Consider the following 15,493-nt stretch of genomic DNA (forward strand, 5'->3'; position numbering starts at 1 on the left):
CCTGTGAAAAATTCTCCTCAGCCTTGGTTCGTCGAGAGTTGTTGTGAAAACTGGATTTTGAGTGGCTTTCCCCCTTTTCCCCAGGCCCTACGACGGCTGTTTTTCTCTTTTATTTTTTAAATCCATAAGAACCAAACAGCCGAACAGAGGCTTCCAAGGCGTTGGCCATTGCACTTCCCCTCAGCCTGTGAAACCGTGGGACACCTCAGCGCGCTCAGGTCTTCAGGACGATGAAGGTGGTCTGTTCACAGTCCGAACTGAATGGCGCTCTGCAATTGGTGAGCCGTGCGGTCGCCACACGCCCCACACACCCGGTTCTGGCCAATGTGTTGCTGACCGCCGATGCCGGCAGCAATCGCCTCAGCCTCACCGGTTTTGACCTGAGTCTGGGAATTCAGACATCTCTCGCCGCCAGTGTGGAAATCAGCGGTGCCATCACACTTCCGGCTCGGCTGCTGGGAGAGATCGTGTCCCGCTTGTCCAGCGATTCTCCAGTCACTCTCGCCGTCGATGATTCCGGTGAGCAGGTTCAGCTGACCAGCCTCAGCGGCAGTTATCAGATGCGCGGCATGAGCGCCGACGACTATCCCGATCTTCCGATGGTGGAGAGTGGCATGACGCTCAAGCTGCAACCGGAACGGTTGGTGCAGGCGCTCAAAGGCACCCTGTTTGCCAGCAGTGCTGATGAAGCGAAGCAACTGCTCACAGGCGTGCATCTCAAGTTCAACCAGCGGGCTCTGGAAGCGGCTGCCACCGATGGTCACCGCCTTGCTGTGCTCAATGTTGAGGATGCCCTGCAGGATGAGGCCGTCACCGACGCCGTTGATGACGACGGTTTCGCGGTGACACTCCCATCGCGCTCGCTGCGGGAGGTGGAGCGGCTGATGGCGTCCTGGCGGTCCGATGAACCGGTCAGTTTGTTCTGTGATCGCGGCCAGGTGGTGTTTCTTGCGGCCGACCAGATGGTCACCAGTCGCACCTTGGAAGGCACCTATCCCAATTACGGCCAGCTGATCCCTGACGGCTTCGCCCGCACCTTTGGAATGGACCGTCGTGCCTTGATCGCCGCTTTGGAGCGGATTGCTGTGCTTGCTGATCAACACAACAACGTTGTGAAGTTCAGCAGTCAGCCTGAGGACGGTGTTGTTCAGATCAGCGCCGATGCGCAGGATGTGGGCAGTGGTTCCGAGTCGCTTCCCGCCAACTTGGAGGGTGACGCCATGCAGATTGCCTTCAACGTTCGCTATCTGCTGGATGGCCTCAAAGCCATGGGCTCTGATCGAATTGTTCTGCACTGCAATGCCCCCACCACGCCAGCCGTGCTCCGTTCCGATGACGCGTCCGAAGCCTTCACCTATTTGGTGATGCCCGTTCAGATCCGTTCCTGATGTGTCGCTACCGGATCAGCTGCTTCTGAGTGATCTTCTGAGTCACACGGTCCGTTGTGATCTGGGCCTTGATCACGGGCCAGGGGTCATGGCTTGGATGCATCCGCCGGTGCATCGTTTGCTCGGTTGGGTAAGTCGCCCATCGGCCCTGCGCATGTCACGGGATGTGTGGCGTTTGAACCAGTGTTGTGGTTTGAGCGATCAACAGGTGTTCGTGCGTGGCGAACCGGCGGTCACCGATCAGGTGACCTTGGAGCGCTTGCCGACGCTGATGGATGCAGCCTTGCTGGATCGCGACGGTGAGCGGATCGGCAGCGTTGTGGACCTTGATTTTCGACCTGCTGATGGCGCGATTCTTCACTACCTGATCGCCCGCAGCGATCCGCGTCTACCAGGAAGTTCCCGATGGCGTTTGGCTCCCGATCGCATCCTTGATCAACAACCGGGTCAGATCCAAACCGGCCTGATGGGATTGGATGATCTGCCGATGGCCCGCGCCAGCGTTCGTCAGGATCTGCTCCAACGCACCCAACACTGGCGAGACCAGTTGCGGTCAATGGGTGACCGTGCAACCGATCGTCTGGAGGGTTGGTTGGACGACTCGCCCATCGATGAGCTGCGATCGGAAAGCGTGCGCTCTACAGCCGACGACGACGTCGAACCAGAGGGCGTGTCCGGACCAGAGGTCTGGGACGAAGAAAGCTGGGACGAGACCTCCTCCCGACGCCGTCGCGAGGATGAAGACCCCTGGGTCTGACGGGCGGTCGGCAACACTGGGGGGAGGTGCTCCGCGATTCGTGGTTTCCTCCCCTGCGTACGACATAGCTGCAGCCCTGAAGCAGGAAGGGCTCAAGCCCAGTGACTGGGATGAGATCTGTCGGCGGCTCGGCCGCGAGCCGAATCGAGCCGAACTGGGCATGTTCGGCGTGATGTGGTCCGAACACTGCTGTTATCGCAATTCCCGGCCGTTGCTGAGTGGCTTCCCCACGGAGGGGCCACGCATCCTGGTGGGTCCCGGTGAAAACGCTGGCGTGGTCGATCTCGGAGGGGGCCATCGGTTGGCCTTCAAGATCGAAAGCCACAACCACCCCTCCGCCGTTGAACCCTTTCAGGGGGCCGCAACAGGGGTGGGCGGCATCCTGCGCGACATTTTCACGATGGGAGCTCGTCCGATCGCGTTGTTGAATGCCCTGCGCTTCGGTCCCCTTGAGGATCCCGCCAACGTTGGCCTGATGGAAGGTGTTGTGGCGGGCATTGCCCATTACGGCAACTGCGTTGGGGTGCCGACGGTGGGTGGTGAGGTGGCTTTTGATCCCTCCTATTCCGGCAATCCGCTGGTGAATGCCATGGCCCTCGGGTTGATGGAGACCGAGGAGATCGTCAAATCCGGCGCGATCGGCGTCGGCAATCCTGTGGTGTACGTGGGCAGCACCACCGGCCGGGACGGTATGGGGGGAGCCAGCTTTGCCAGCGCTGAGCTCAGTGCTGATTCCCTGGATGATCGCCCCGCCGTTCAAGTGGGTGATCCGTTTCTGGAGAAAGGGCTGATCGAAGCCTGTCTTGAGGCGTTCGCCAGTGGTGATGTGGTGGCCGCTCAGGACATGGGCGCCGCTGGTCTCACCTGCAGCTGTTCGGAAATGGCTGCGAAAGGGGGCCTGGGGGTGGAACTGGACCTGGACCGAGTTCCGGCCCGTGAAACCGGGATGACGGCCTACGAGTTCCTGTTGTCGGAATCCCAGGAACGGATGTTGTTTGTGGTGAAGGCTGGCCGGGAGGATGCCTTGATGCAGCGGTTCCGTCGCTGGGGCTTGCAGGCGGCGCTTGTGGGCAAGGTGCTCCAGGAACCGATTGTGCGGGTGTTGCATCACGGTGCCGTCGCCGCTGAGGTGCCGGCCACGGCTCTTGCCGATGACACGCCGATTGAAAAACATGCCCTCTTGCAGGAGCCCCCGGCAGATCTTCAGGCGCTCTGGGGTTGGACCGAGCAGGAGCTTCCGGTGCTGAGCGATGCCGCGGCAGCCCTGCTGCAGCTTCTGGATGACCCCACCATTGCGAGCAAGCAGTGGGTTCACCGTCAGTACGACCAGCAGGTGCTGGCCAACACGGTGGTCTCGTCCGGTGCCGCTGATGCCGCTGTGGTGCGTTTGAGACCCCAGCAGGGCAATGGATCCATGGCTGCATCCAATCGTGGTGTTGCCGCCACGGTGGACTGCCCCAACCGTTGGGTTGCCCTGGATCCCGAACGCGGCGCTCAGGCGGCCGTCGCCGAAGCAGCACGCAACCTGAGTTGTGTGGGGGCGGAGCCCCTGGCGGTGACCGACAACCTCAATTTCCCCTCACCGGAAACACCCAAGGGGTTCTGGCAGCTGGCCATGGCCTGCCGCGGGATCTCCGATGCCTGCCGCACCCTCAACACCCCCGTCACCGGCGGCAATGTCTCGCTCTACAACGAGACCAAACAGGACGACGGCACGATGCAACCGATCCACCCCACGCCGGTGATCGGCATGGTTGGTGGTGTGGATGACATCAGCCGTGTGACTTGCTTGGCCTGGCAACAGCCCGGCGATGCGATCTTCCTCATCGGTGTTCCGCCGGAGGATGGTGCTGATCCCAGCCTTGGTTTGGCGGGCAGTGCCTATCAGCAGCAGACCCTTGGATCCTTGGCCGGACGACCGCCCAAGCCCGATCTTGCCATTGAAGCAGCGGTGGGGAGTCTGGTGCGCGAGGCCATTGCCCAAGGTCTGTTGGCCTCCGCTCACGACTGCAGTGATGGCGGCCTCGCGGTGGCGTTGGCTGAATCCTGCATCGCCTCTGATCTGGGCATCAGTGTGACGCTGTCCACAGGTTCGGCACGCCTGGAGCGGGTGCTGTTCGCCGAAGGCGGCAGCCGGGTGATTGTGTCGGTGAATGCAGCATCCTTCCCTGCATGGGAGCAGTTGATCGGATCCAATCCAGCGCTCTGCGTCACCCAACTCGGCAGCGTCACCCTGGAGGCTCGATTGGTGATCCGATCGGAATCAGCTGTTCAGCTCGATCTTGAGGTGGAACGCTGTGCTGCTGTTTTCCGTGATGCGTTGCCCCGACGGATGCATTCGGAGTGATTCAGTCAGCCGTTGCCTGACTGTCGTTTCTCTTCCTTATCTCTCTGACTTCGGATTCATCATGTGCGGCATTATCGGAATGTTGTGTGTTGACTCAGTCAACCAACAGATCTACGACAATCTGCTTCTGCTTCAGCACCGTGGTCAGGACTCAGCAGGGATTGTCACGATGGACAATCACACATTCCACGTGCACAAACAAAGGGGACGTGTGCGTGAAGCCTTTCGCACACGAGACATGCGAAAGCTTCTGGGCAATGCCGGGATCGGTCACGTTCGTTATGCCACCCGTGGTGCTGCTGCATCAGAAGAGGAAGTTCAGCCGTTCTATGTGAATGCCCCGTATGGCATCACTTTTGTTCATAACGGCAATCTCACCAACACCCATCAGCTTGAGCAGGATCTGTTCAAGATTGATCGTCGTCACACCAATTCGACCAGTGATACGGAGATGCTGGTCAATGTGTTGGCCACGGAGATTCAATCTCAGCTCACAGGCCGTGATCTGACACCGGATCAGTTGTTTAATGCGGTGGCATCACTGCATCACCGCGTTCAGGGTTCCTACGCAGCGATCGCTTTGATAGCGGGCCACGGAATGCTGGCGTTTCGGGACCCCTATGGAATTCGTCCTCTGATTCTCGGCAGGCGGTTGTCTGAACAGGGACGAGAGGAGTGGATTGTCGCCAGTGAATCCCTGGTGATTGAAAACAGCGGCTACGAGATCGTTCGTGATGTTGACCCTGGAGAAGCGGTGTTCATTGATGTTGATTCGAACTTGCATCAGCGTCAGTGTGCGGATTCTCCACGATTGATTCCCTGCGCATTTGAGTACGTGTATTTGGCGCGGCCGGATTCCGTCATGAACGGTATTTCGGTGTATGAGTCCCGGCTGCGCATGGGTGATCGCTTGGCTCAAACCATTGCCGAAACGTTGCCTGCGGGTGATATCGATGTTGTGATGCCGATTCCTGATTCAGCTAGGCCTTCGGCGATGCAGGTGGCCAAGCGATTGGGTCTCGATTATCGCGAAGGCTTTTACAAAAACCGCTATGTCGGCCGAACCTTCATCATGCCGGGTCAAGCTGAACGTAAGAAGTCAGTTCGGCAGAAACTCAACGCTCTCGGTACTGAATTTGCCGGCAAGAATGTCTTGATTGTGGACGATTCGATTGTTCGTGGCACAACGTCCCGCGAGATTGTTCAGATGGCACGCAGCGCTGGTGCTAACAAGGTGACGTTCACGTCGGCTGCTCCACCGGTTCGCTATCCCAATGTTTATGGGATCAACATGCCAACCCGGGCGGAACTCCTGGCCCACGGCCGAACCAGTGATGAGATTTCAGATGTCCTTGGTGCTGATCATGTTGTTTACCAGACCGTTGAGAATCTGCTGGAAAGCATTGTTGAAAACACTGAGATCAAGGACCTCGAGATGTCTTGTTTTGATGGCCACTATGTGACCGGCGGAATCGATGAAGATTATTTCCAATGGCTGGAGCGGAATTGCAGCTCCTGATCGCCGCTCAGGGATTCGGTTGAATGGCGTTGATCACTTCAACGATGGTTTCTCCGCTCTGAAGAGACATTTTCTCCATCAGTTTGTCTCCGGGTTTTGAGATGGTGATGTTGTCCGGATTCAAGCGTCCGTGACGGTCCTTGCTGGTGCGCACACCCACAAGACCTGGTCCAGCGCTGACTCCCACAAGGCGATCTGATTCCGCATCAACCTGCACCGCCATGCTGCCGAGATCGCCCCGCTGGTTGTAGCGCATGCCTGAACAATCGATGCGGCCGATCATTCCCCGCTGACTGAACAGCATCAGTGGTGCCTGTTCCGTGCAGACGGCTCCGACGATCTGTTCTCCGGGGAGCAATCGCATGGTCATGGGTCCCTGCGCCAACCGACCCATCAGCGGCAGGGATTCTTCGTTGATGCGCAGCCGCAACAGGCGACCGATGTCGCTGATCAGCACCAGTGTTCCCTGGTTGCGACAGATCACCGCGTTATTGAGCTCAACGCCCTCTTTCAACTTAAGAACGCTGGTGGCTCGACCGGAAAGGTCCACCACTTCACTGACGGGGAGGCGCTTAAAGCGTCCATCGCTGCTGAGCAAGCCGAGACTCAATTCATCGATGTTTTGGCTGGGCAGAGACAGCAGCGAAACGATAGGGTCGCCATCCAGGCCCGTGGGCAGGAAACGGTCAATTGGGCCGGGTTGCTGGCCGGCAAATTCCCAGCGCACCTGGGCGATGCGTCCCCCTGCGCTCACCGCCAGCAGTCGCGGTGGTGGTTCGATGGGCAGGATTACCCGTGCGGGAGATGGTGCATCACCAACGGGGCAGGGATCATTGAGGTGCAGCCGGCCCAGCACCTGGGGGGTGAAGATTTTCACTTGTCCATCGGCCTGGATCAGCACCCGACCATCTCCGGGCAGTGCAGCCAGGGCCTGCTGACGCAGCAGTTCTGTGTTCGGGCGTTGGCTGGCCGCTCGTTCGGCCATAAGGGCATCACCGCCTTCCACCAAGCGTGTTCGCCGCGGGGTGCTGAAGCGTTTTTTCAATCCTTTGAGTTCCGTCACCATCGCGTCCAGCAGTTGGTCCCGGTTGTCCAGGAGCAACTTGAGGCGTTGACGTTTCGCCCGAAGCTCATCCAACTCCTGGCGCAGGCTTTCCTGTTCGAGTCCGGTCAGGCGCCTCAGGGGCATGGCCAACACCGCATCGGCCTGACGTTCGCTGAGGTCGAGGCGCACCATCAGGCTGGCGCGGGCTGAGGCGGCGTCATTTGCCTCCTGGATCATGGCGATCACGGCCTGAAGATTGTTCAGGGCTGTGATCAGCCCTTCCACAACCTCAAGCCGGTCTTCGGTCTTGCGCAGGGCATGACTGGTGCGCCGGATCAGGGTCAGTTCCCTGAAATCAAGGAAGGTCTGCAGCAGTTGGCGCAGCGAAAGCTGCTGGGGTTGTCCATCCACCAGGGCCAGCAGGATGGCTCCGAAGTTGCTCTGCAGCGCTGTTCGACGCTGCAGATCCTTCAGCACCTTCCCCGGATCTGCATCGCGGCGCAGCTCCACCACCACGCGCATGCCCTCGCGGTCGCTTTCGTCGCGGATGTCGGCGATTCCGCCGATTTTTCCGTCGTTGACGGATTCCGCCAGTTTTTCAATCCAGCCGGCCTTGCTGAGCTGATAGGGCAGTTCCGTGACCACAACGGCATTTCGTTTGTGGCGCCCTTTGCCGGGTTGCACCTCTTCGGTGTGGGCGACGCCGCGCATGGGGATGCTGCCGCGGCCATGCAGGTAGGTGTCCCGCAGGCCTGAACTGATCAGCACTTCACCGCCGGTGGGGAAGTCGGGTCCCGGGATCAGTTCCAGCAGTTTCTCGTCACTCAGCTCCGGCTTGCGGATCAGGGCGACCAGACCATCCACAACTTCTCCCAAATTGTGAGGAGGGATGCTGGTCGCCATGCCGACGGCGATGCCAGAGCAGCCGTTCAGCAGCAGGAAGGGAAGCTGGGCCGGAAGAACGGTGGGTTCCTGTTGGGACCCATCGAAGTTCGGCGCAAAATCAACCGTGTCCTCACCAATCTCCTCAAGCATTGCTTGATGGGAGATGGGTGCCAGACGGGTTTCTGTGTACCGCATCGCCGCCGGTGGGTCGTCGTCCACCGAGCCGAAATTGCCGTGGCCATCGAGCAGGGGATGACGGCTGGAGAACGTCTGAACAAGCCGCACCAGGGCGTCATAGACCGCCTGATCACCGTGGGGGTGGTACTTGCCCAGAACATCACCAACGACCCTTGCGCATTTGCGGTATGGACGGTCTGGGGTCAGCCCCAGTTCCTGCATCGCGTAGAGGATGCGTCGTTGGACGGGTTTGAGACCATCGCGGGCATCGGGCAAGGCCCGACCCACGATCACGCTCATCGCGTATTCGAGGTAGGAGCGCTGCATCTCCTGATGCAGGGCGATCGGTTGAACGCGCTCCTCAGCCATTCGGTCTGTCGTTCTCCGACCGGAAGGCGCTCAGCCTACAGATGATCACTGGTTTTTCTTCCACGTTGCGTTGGCTTGGGCTCGTTCCACGCTGTTGGTGAGCTGCGGCTCGCTCAGCAATTGTGCCGTCGCCTGACGGATGCGCACCCCCCAAAGCTGTTCCGCTTGATGCAGGGGCAAGACGTAGTTGGGATTCTTGGCCAACGCTGTGGCCGCAAGCTGGATCGCTTCGCTCTGCTCACACCGTTGATGCAGAGCTGCGGCCAGGGCCAGCATCGGTTCTGCGTTGTTCTCCAGCTTCAACACGCGGCGCCAACGTCGTACAGCCTCCTGACGCTGGCCCATCTCAAAAAGCACCAGGGCTTGGTTGTTCAGGGCTTCCCAGAACTCCGGCTTCAGAGCGGTGGCTCTTTCGAATGATTTCAGGGCCAGAGGGAGTTCGCCCTGCATGATCCTGGCGTTGCCGAGGTCGAAATAGGCCGGAGCGTTGTCCGGATCCAATTGCAGTCCGCGGGTGATCAAGGGAACGGCATAATCCGGTCGTTCTGCCCGCAATGCGATCGCCGCTTCGGCGAACCACAGACCTGCCTTTTCGGGATTCAGCTGCTTGGCGCGGGCCAGAGATCGGCTTGCATCCTGGAGGTTGTTGTTGCGGAGTTGAGCCTCCGCCAGGATCGACCAGAACCGTTCGTCATTGGGGTTGAGCCGCACCGCCAGCGCCGCGAGTCGTGCAGCGTCCTTGGCTTGCCCCAGCTGAAGCAGCTGTGCAGCGGTCCGTCCGATGCCGATCGACGAGCCCTTGAGCTCCTCTTCTGTGGGCAAGTAGACGTAGGGGATCAGGGCGTTGGCTGATGGGGCACCAAACCAACTCCCCAGAACGACCAGTGCAGCCGCCAGCGTTCGACGCAAGCCAATTCGACGAAGCACTGGAGCGAGGATGGAGTCACTAAAGCGTAGGTGTGGGATCCGGTTGTGCTGCAGCGGCGTTGCGTCGCCACATCCAGGGTTTGATCCGGCGCAATGCCGACCCCCGCAGCTTTTGCTCCCAGACGCTGTCATCCCAGGTCTGAATCTCCTCCTTGTGCAGATTCAGCAGCCATGGGCGTGGCTGCATGTCGGGATCGTTGCTCTGGGGCAAGCTTCGGTGGTTCCAGGGGCAGACGTCCTGGCAGATGTCACAGCCCGCCACCCACGACCCAAGAGCGGCGCGAATGTTCTCCGGTAAGTCATCTTCACGGTTTTCGATCGTGTGAAAGGCCAGACAACGCCTTGCATCCACCACAAAAGGTTCGCGGATCGCATGCGTGGGGCAGGCATCGATGCAAGCGCTGCAGCGTCCACAGAGGCTGCGGGCTGGTGGGTCGGCGTTCAAGGGCTCCGTTGTTAGCAGATGGCCGATCACCATCCACGAGCCCCGTTCGGGGTGAATCAGATTGCTGTGTTTGCCGATCCAGCCCAGGCCGGCTTCCTCAGCCCAGGCTTTGTCCAGCAGCGGTGTGGCGTCAACACAGGCGCGCCAACCGCAGTCGGGCCGTTGTTCCGAAAGCCAGCGACCGATCCGTCGCAGCCGTTGATCCACAACCCGGTGATAGTCCCGCCCCCAGCCGTAGCGGGCGACTTTGAGGGAGCCGGGGGAGGGTTGGGCGTCGACGTAGTAGTTGAGGCCAACGGCGAGCACGCTGTTGGCTCCGTCCAATAGAAGCCTGGGGTCTCGCCGACGGGGGGCGGCCATCCAGGCCATGTCAGCTTGATGACCATGGTCCAACCATCGCTGCAGGGCTTTCGTGCGCAGCTGCAGCCGTGGACTTCCCGGGATTCTGGCAATGCCAACGGGATTGAACCCTTCCTCAGCGGCGCGACGCTTCAGAGCCTCGCTTAAACGAGTTTGTTGATCGGTGACATGCCCTTGCATCGACCTTAAGGTTGGGCGCTTATCAGCATCTTCTCTGTGACCAGCACTGAGACAGGACGGCTTGCTTCCTTGCTGCGCTGGCTTGGTTTGACCCTCGTGGTGATCCTTGTCCTGCAGATGCTGGCTGTTCTTGTCGGTGTCGACTGGGGTGCGGATGCTCCACGCCCGCAGGTCACCGGACCGCTTGTTGCCCTTGCTCCTCTGGGATTTGCCGGTTTGTTGATATGCCTGATCGGATCAAGGTTGGATCATCCCCGTCAGCAGCGCACTCCTTTGCGTCTGCTCATTGCCGTCCTTTCAGCGCTGTTGGCCTTCGGCATGGTGATAGCCGTGCCCATGTCCCTAGATGGGGGTGCGGGTGACGTGGCCCGCCAGCAGAATCTGGAACAGGGCCGCGAAGCGCTGAAGGATGCTCGAGCCTTCCGCGCCGATGCAGCGCAGGTCACCTCCCTTGGTGAGCAGTTGGCCCAGGCCGGTCAACTCGCAGCCGATGCCACAGAGGACGACAAGCTGCGGGCGGCACAAAAGATGGTGGACGATCAGATCGCCCAGATGGAGGCCCAACTCAAGACCTTTGAGGCCGGCCAGGCCCGCGAATCCCAGCAGCGGTTCATCGGTGGAACCATCTCGGCTGTGGTTCTTGCGATTGCGTTTGCGCTCCTTGCGTTCACGGCAGTGCTCTGACCGCTGGTTAAGTTGGTCAGACTTCACTCAAAGCTGGGCGCAGTAGCTCCTTGGTCCAGTCCAATCCCAGACCTGATCTGCCGTTGTCCGCAAGGCTTCGGCAAGATCTGAAAAACGACCTGATTGCAGGGTTGCTGGTGGTTATCCCGCTGGCGACCACTATTTGGCTGTCAACGATCGTCAGTCGCTTTGTTCTGGCTTTTCTGACCTCGATACCGAAGCAGTTCAATCCGTTCATCACCCTGAATCCACTGCTTCAGGATCTGATCAATCTTGCTCTCGGTCTCACGGTGCCTCTGATGGGCATCCTTCTGATCGGCTTGATGGCCCGAAACATCGTGGGTCGCTGGCTGTTGGAGTTCGGTGAAGGCACTTTGAGCCGGATTCCCCTGGCTGGATCGGTCTACAAGACGCTGAAGCAGCTGCTCGAGACCTTCTTCCGCGACAACTCCTCCCGCTTCCGTCGTGTCGTTCTCGTTGAGTACCCCAGGGAGGGATTGTTCAGCGTTGGTTTTGTCACCGGGGAGGTGGGGCCTTCACTTAAATCTGATCTGAAGGAGCCCTTGTTAAGTGTGTTTATTCCCACCGCACCGAATCCCACCACCGGTTGGTACACCCTTGTTCCAGCTGGATCCGTCCGAGAGCTCGAGATCAGCGTTGAAGAAGCTTTCCGAACGATCATTTCGGCCGGCATTGTCAACCCCGATGATCGTGAAGCTCCTGTGAATCGGAGTTTCTCCAGCCTCATGGCCCAGTTACGGGCTTCTGCATCTCCTTCCAGCTGAGTCATGGCCACACGATCCCTCACACGCGAGCTGGCCTTGCTGGTGCTTGGTCAGGTGCCGGAACAGAGGTCAGCCTCAGTCGCTGACCTGGCCCTTGATTCGATCCTGGACCAAGCCCTCGACACCCTCACTCAGCACTGGCGTGAGTCGCTTGATGCCAGTGCTGCAGAGCTCGATCAGGCGCAGCAGTCCCTGCTGGACAGCGAGCTGCAGCAGGGCGAACCAGGAACCCATGACACCGTCCGCACCCATCTTCGCGCCTCTTTGAGTTCTGCTGAACAGGTCTTGAATGGTTTGTCCGCCAGTCTTGAGTTGCCTCGGCTGTTGTTGCTTGGCGACCAGGAGCAGATCCGCCGCGGCGCCATGGAGCGGGTTCAGAAGGTGCTCACCCAGCGCGAGGGCATCGACAAACGGTTGGATCAGGTGATGGAGGGCTGGAGACTGACCCGGCTTCCGCGGATCGATCGGGACATCCTCCGATTGGCTGTCGTTGACCTGGAAAGCCTGCGCACTCCTGCTCCGGTGGCCTTCAACGAGGCGGTTGAGCTGGCCAACCGTTACAGCGATGAGCAGGGTCGCCGGATGATCAATGGTGTGTTGCGTCGTTTCCACGACGCTCAATCGAAAGCATCGGCCTGATGGTGTTCAACTGGTTCGAACGACAGGCCGAGGAGTCTCTGAAGCCGGAGCCGACGCCCACCCCTGCGCCGACGCCAGAACCGACAGATGCTGGAACGGAAGCTCCCGTTTCAGCAGCGCCTGAGCCGACTCCAGCTCCCGCAGCCACTGAGGAAGAAGACGAAGCCCTGGTTTGGGCTCGTGAGGCCTATGCCCGCCTGAAGGCTCAACAACATGCTGCGGCTTCTGTCGTTGAAGTGGCTCCCGAGTCCACCCCTGCGCCAAGTCCAGAACCAGCGCCTACACCTCCACCAACCCCAACCCCAACCTCAACCCCAGGACCGGCACCGTTACCAACGCCGTCTCTATCACCTTTACCGACGCCGTCTCCAGCACCAGCCCCCGGACTGTCGCTGCTGGAGCAGGCTGCAGCACAGCGCCAGCAGCGACAGCAGGATCTGGATCAAAGGGCTGTTGAGGCTCCCCCTGCACCCACGCCGGCTCCGACCCCTGCGCCAGTTGTCGACTCAGAAGAGCCGCAGTTGGGCGACTTTGATCAGGATTTCACCTGGTCTGCTGAGGTGCTTGCAGCCCAGGGCCGTCGTGTCGATCAGGTTTCCCTCGAGGAAATCGACTGGTTGGGTCGGCTTCGCCGCGGCCTTGAAAAGACCCGTCAGGGCTTTGTTACCAGCCTTCTGGAGAATCTCGGTGATGACCCGCTGACGCCGGAGGTTCTCGATGATCTGGAAACTCTCCTGCTGAGAGCGGATGCTGGCGTTCAGGCCACCGATCAGGTGCTGGATGCCTTGCGTCAGCGGATGAATGAGGAGGTGGTCGACCCTGCGGAAGGGATTCGCTTTCTGAAGGAACAGCTGCGTGGCTTGTTGGATGCGCCGATCCAGGCCAGTGGTGTTCCATTACTGGCGCCGGAACGGGATCGCCTCAACATTTGGTTGATGGTGGGGGTTAATGGGGTTGGCAAGACCACCACCCTGGGAAAACTCGCCAACCTTGCTGTTCGCAGCGGTTATTCGGCTCTGATCGCGGCCGCAGACACCTTCCGGGCTGCAGCTGTGCAGCAGGTTGAGGTCTGGGGAGAGCGCAGTGATGTTCCGGTGGTGTCCAACCCCAGCAGCAATGCCGACCCCGCTGCCGTTGTTTTCGATGCGATTGGCGCCGCCCGCTCGCGTAAGTCTGATCTGCTGTTGGTGGACACTGCCGGACGCTTGCAGACCAAGCACAACCTGATGGAGGAGCTTCAAAAAGTCAGGAAGATCATCGACCGTTTGGCGCCGGAGGCGAAGGTCGAATCCTTGCTGGTTCTTGATGCAAGCCAGGGTCAGAACGGTCTTCGCCAGGCCATGGCCTTTGCCCAGGCGGCCGGCCTCACCGGCGTTGTGATCACCAAACTCGACGGCACGGCCCGTGGCGGAGTTGCTCTGGCGGTGTCGTCTGAGGCGGGATTGCCGATTCGTTTCATCGGTGCTGGGGAAGGAATCCGCGATCTGCGCCCCTTCAACAGTTTCGAATTCGTTGAGGCTCTGCTGGCTGGACGCTGAAGCGTTGCTACCTTGCGGATCCTGGGGGTGCGAGGTTGAGCAGCAAGCCGCCCGGACGTCACCCCAGCTCTGCGCAGCGGACCGGGAACCCCTCGCCCGAGGCGATGGCTTCGTTGCGTCAGCTGTTTGACAGCCTCAGCAGTGAACAGCGCCGCAATCAGGATCTGTTGGTCTCCCTGGGGTTTGCTCTCCGCAGCTTCACCAACCTCCAGCGTTTTCTTGAGCTTGTGCCTGTCGTGGCCTCCCGTCTGGTTGGTGTTGAGGGGGCTTTGCTTGTTCCGTTTCAGTCGGATGGTCGCCTTTGGCGTGATCAGTTGCAGGGGAGTCCAGCTGAGCTGTCCCAGGATCTTCTGCAGCGCTTAGCCGCCTTTGAACCCGGATCTGCCGTTGGTTTCGGCAGCGACGATCAGCAGTTGTTGGCGCTCGACCGTCTGGTGCAACGCTGCTTGCCCAAAGCGGCTTTGTTCGCCACGTCTGTGACGGCCCGTGGTCGGACGCGGGGTCGCCTTTACGTTTATGCCCGCAACGGCGCGTTGGTCTGGACCGAGGTGCACCGTCGGCACGTTCAGTTGGTGGCGGATCTTGCTGGTGTTGCGATCGAAAACGATCAGATGCTGCAGGATGCCCGCCGGCATGAGCGGGTGGATCGACAACTCAGCATCGGCGCGGAGATTCAGGCCCAGTTGTTGCCGGACCGTTGCCCCGTGATCGAGGGCGTTGATCTGGCCGCGCGCTGCCGGCCCGCTTTTCAGGTGGGCGGTGATTACTACGACTTCATTCCCACCCGTCCGGAACTCATCGGCCGCCGCCGTGAGCGTGGTCGCTGGGCCCTGGTGATGGGCGATGTCATGGGCAAGGGCGTTCCAGCCGGTCTGCTGATGACGATGCTGCGCGGGATGCTGCGCGCTGAGGTTCTCAGCGGTCTGCCACCGGATCGGATTCTTCACGACCTCAACCAGCTGGCGCAGGAAGACCTTGCGCAGTCGCACCGGTTCGTGACGCTGTTTTATTCCGACCTGGATCCGCGCACGTTGCGGTTGCGTTATGCCAATGCGGCCCACAACCCGCCCCTGCTCTGGCGCGCCGAGCGACGGGTGATCATGCGGCTCGACGCCGCTGGGCTCCTGATCGGTCTCCAACCTGAAGCTGAGTTCGCCCTCGGTGAGGTTCGCCTCGAACCGGGAGACGTGTTGCTCTATTACACCGATGGTGTCACCGAAGCACCGGGGATCACGGGCGATCGTTTCGACGAGGCGCGGCTGATTCGTGCCCTTGAAACGGCCTGTCGCAGCGGTCAGGGGGCGCAGGGAATTCTGGACAGCCTGTTTGAACGCTTGGATCGTTTTGTTGGTCCGGATCGTCAGTTGGAGGATGACGCGTCGCTTGTGGTGCTGAAAGTTCCGGAGGCCGTCACGTTGCCGATTGTGCAGGTACGGACAATCGCCTGA

At 60.2% G+C, this 15,493-nt stretch carries 12 protein-coding genes; 9 read left to right on the forward strand and 3 right to left on the reverse strand.

The window, feature by feature from the left end; all coding sequences use genetic code 11:
- Positions 1-230 precede the first annotated feature (230 nt).
- The 4 genes from dnaN (at position 231) to purF (ending at position 6,011) form a co-directional block, all read left to right on the forward strand.
- The gene (gene dnaN / locus SYNCC9605_RS00015; RefSeq protein ID WP_011363045.1) at positions 231-1,388 is read left to right on the forward strand and encodes a DNA polymerase III subunit beta; all 1,158 of its coding nucleotides are present in this window, start codon (positions 231-233) and stop codon (positions 1,386-1,388) included.
- Between the two features lies 1 nt (position 1,389).
- Entirely contained in the window at positions 1,390-2,145 is a 756-nt protein-coding gene (locus tag SYNCC9605_RS00020) for a hypothetical protein (protein ID WP_011363046.1), read from the forward strand.
- A gap of 40 nt (positions 2,146-2,185) precedes the next feature.
- The gene (gene purL / locus SYNCC9605_RS00025; RefSeq protein WP_011363047.1) at positions 2,186-4,492 is read left to right on the forward strand and encodes a phosphoribosylformylglycinamidine synthase subunit PurL; all 2,307 of its coding nucleotides are present in this window, start codon (positions 2,186-2,188) and stop codon (positions 4,490-4,492) included.
- Positions 4,493-4,553: 61 nt separating this feature from the next.
- Positions 4,554-6,011 carry an amidophosphoribosyltransferase gene (purF, locus tag SYNCC9605_RS00030; RefSeq protein WP_011363048.1) on the forward strand — a complete coding sequence of 486 codons (1,458 nt, stop codon included), beginning with the start codon at positions 4,554-4,556 and terminating at the stop codon, positions 6,009-6,011.
- A gap of 7 nt (positions 6,012-6,018) precedes the next feature.
- Here the strand turns inward: purF and SYNCC9605_RS00035 are convergent, their stop codons facing one another.
- From SYNCC9605_RS00035 to queG, 3 genes are read right to left on the reverse strand one after another with little or no spacing between them, the layout of a single operon-like run.
- Positions 6,019-8,487: a DNA gyrase/topoisomerase IV subunit A gene (locus SYNCC9605_RS00035; RefSeq protein WP_011363049.1), complete on the reverse strand. Its 2,469-nt coding sequence runs from the start codon at positions 8,485-8,487 to the stop codon at positions 6,019-6,021.
- A gap of 45 nt (positions 8,488-8,532) precedes the next feature.
- Complete coding sequence (locus SYNCC9605_RS00040; RefSeq protein WP_257929647.1) at positions 8,533-9,396, reverse strand: tetratricopeptide repeat protein; 864 nt, start codon at positions 9,394-9,396, stop codon at positions 8,533-8,535.
- Positions 9,397-9,433: 37 nt separating this feature from the next.
- Positions 9,434-10,399: a tRNA epoxyqueuosine(34) reductase QueG gene (gene queG / locus SYNCC9605_RS00045; protein ID WP_011363051.1), complete on the reverse strand. Its 966-nt coding sequence runs from the start codon at positions 10,397-10,399 to the stop codon at positions 9,434-9,436.
- 36 nt (positions 10,400-10,435) lie between these two features.
- Here queG and SYNCC9605_RS00050 point away from each other — a divergent pair, with 36 nt between their 5' ends.
- From SYNCC9605_RS00050 to SYNCC9605_RS00070, 5 genes are read left to right on the forward strand one after another with little or no spacing between them, the layout of a single operon-like run.
- Entirely contained in the window at positions 10,436-11,083 is a 648-nt protein-coding gene (locus SYNCC9605_RS00050) for an HpsJ family protein (RefSeq protein ID WP_011363052.1), read from the forward strand.
- A 50-nt stretch (positions 11,084-11,133) separates the two neighbouring features.
- Entirely contained in the window at positions 11,134-11,868 is a 735-nt protein-coding gene (locus tag SYNCC9605_RS00055; protein WP_011363053.1) for a DUF502 domain-containing protein, read from the forward strand.
- A 3-nt stretch (positions 11,869-11,871) separates the two neighbouring features.
- The gene (gene nusB, locus SYNCC9605_RS00060) at positions 11,872-12,507 is read left to right on the forward strand and encodes a transcription antitermination factor NusB (protein ID WP_011363054.1); all 636 of its coding nucleotides are present in this window, start codon (positions 11,872-11,874) and stop codon (positions 12,505-12,507) included.
- Positions 12,507-14,045 (forward strand): signal recognition particle-docking protein FtsY, encoded by a 1,539-nt coding sequence (gene ftsY / locus SYNCC9605_RS00065; protein WP_011363055.1) that lies wholly within the window; start codon positions 12,507-12,509, stop codon positions 14,043-14,045. The genes nusB and ftsY overlap by 1 nt, the downstream gene beginning before the upstream one ends.
- A 35-nt stretch (positions 14,046-14,080) precedes the next feature.
- Positions 14,081-15,493 carry a PP2C family protein-serine/threonine phosphatase gene (locus SYNCC9605_RS00070; protein WP_011363056.1) on the forward strand — a complete coding sequence of 471 codons (1,413 nt, stop codon included), beginning with the start codon at positions 14,081-14,083 and terminating at the stop codon, positions 15,491-15,493.

Origin of the sequence: Synechococcus sp. CC9605 (assembly GCF_000012625.1) — a bacterium.
GTDB lineage: Bacteria > Cyanobacteriota > Cyanobacteriia > PCC-6307 > Cyanobiaceae > Parasynechococcus.

Excerpts from the sequence above, each read along its gene's own strand:
- nusB (WP_011363054.1), top strand. The coding sequence starts at position 11,872 with ATGGCCACACGATCCCTCACACGCGAGCTGGCCTTGCTGGTGCTTGGT.
- SYNCC9605_RS00035 (WP_011363049.1), bottom strand. The coding sequence starts at position 8,487 with ATGGCTGAGGAGCGCGTTCAACCGATCGCCCTGCATCAGGAGATGCAG.
- queG (WP_011363051.1), bottom strand. The coding sequence starts at position 10,399 with ATGCAAGGGCATGTCACCGATCAACAAACTCGTTTAAGCGAGGCTCTG.
- purF (WP_011363048.1), top strand. The coding sequence starts at position 4,554 with ATGTGCGGCATTATCGGAATGTTGTGTGTTGACTCAGTCAACCAACAG.
- dnaN (WP_011363045.1), top strand. The coding sequence starts at position 231 with ATGAAGGTGGTCTGTTCACAGTCCGAACTGAATGGCGCTCTGCAATTG.
- ftsY (WP_011363055.1), top strand. The coding sequence starts at position 12,507 with ATGGTGTTCAACTGGTTCGAACGACAGGCCGAGGAGTCTCTGAAGCCG.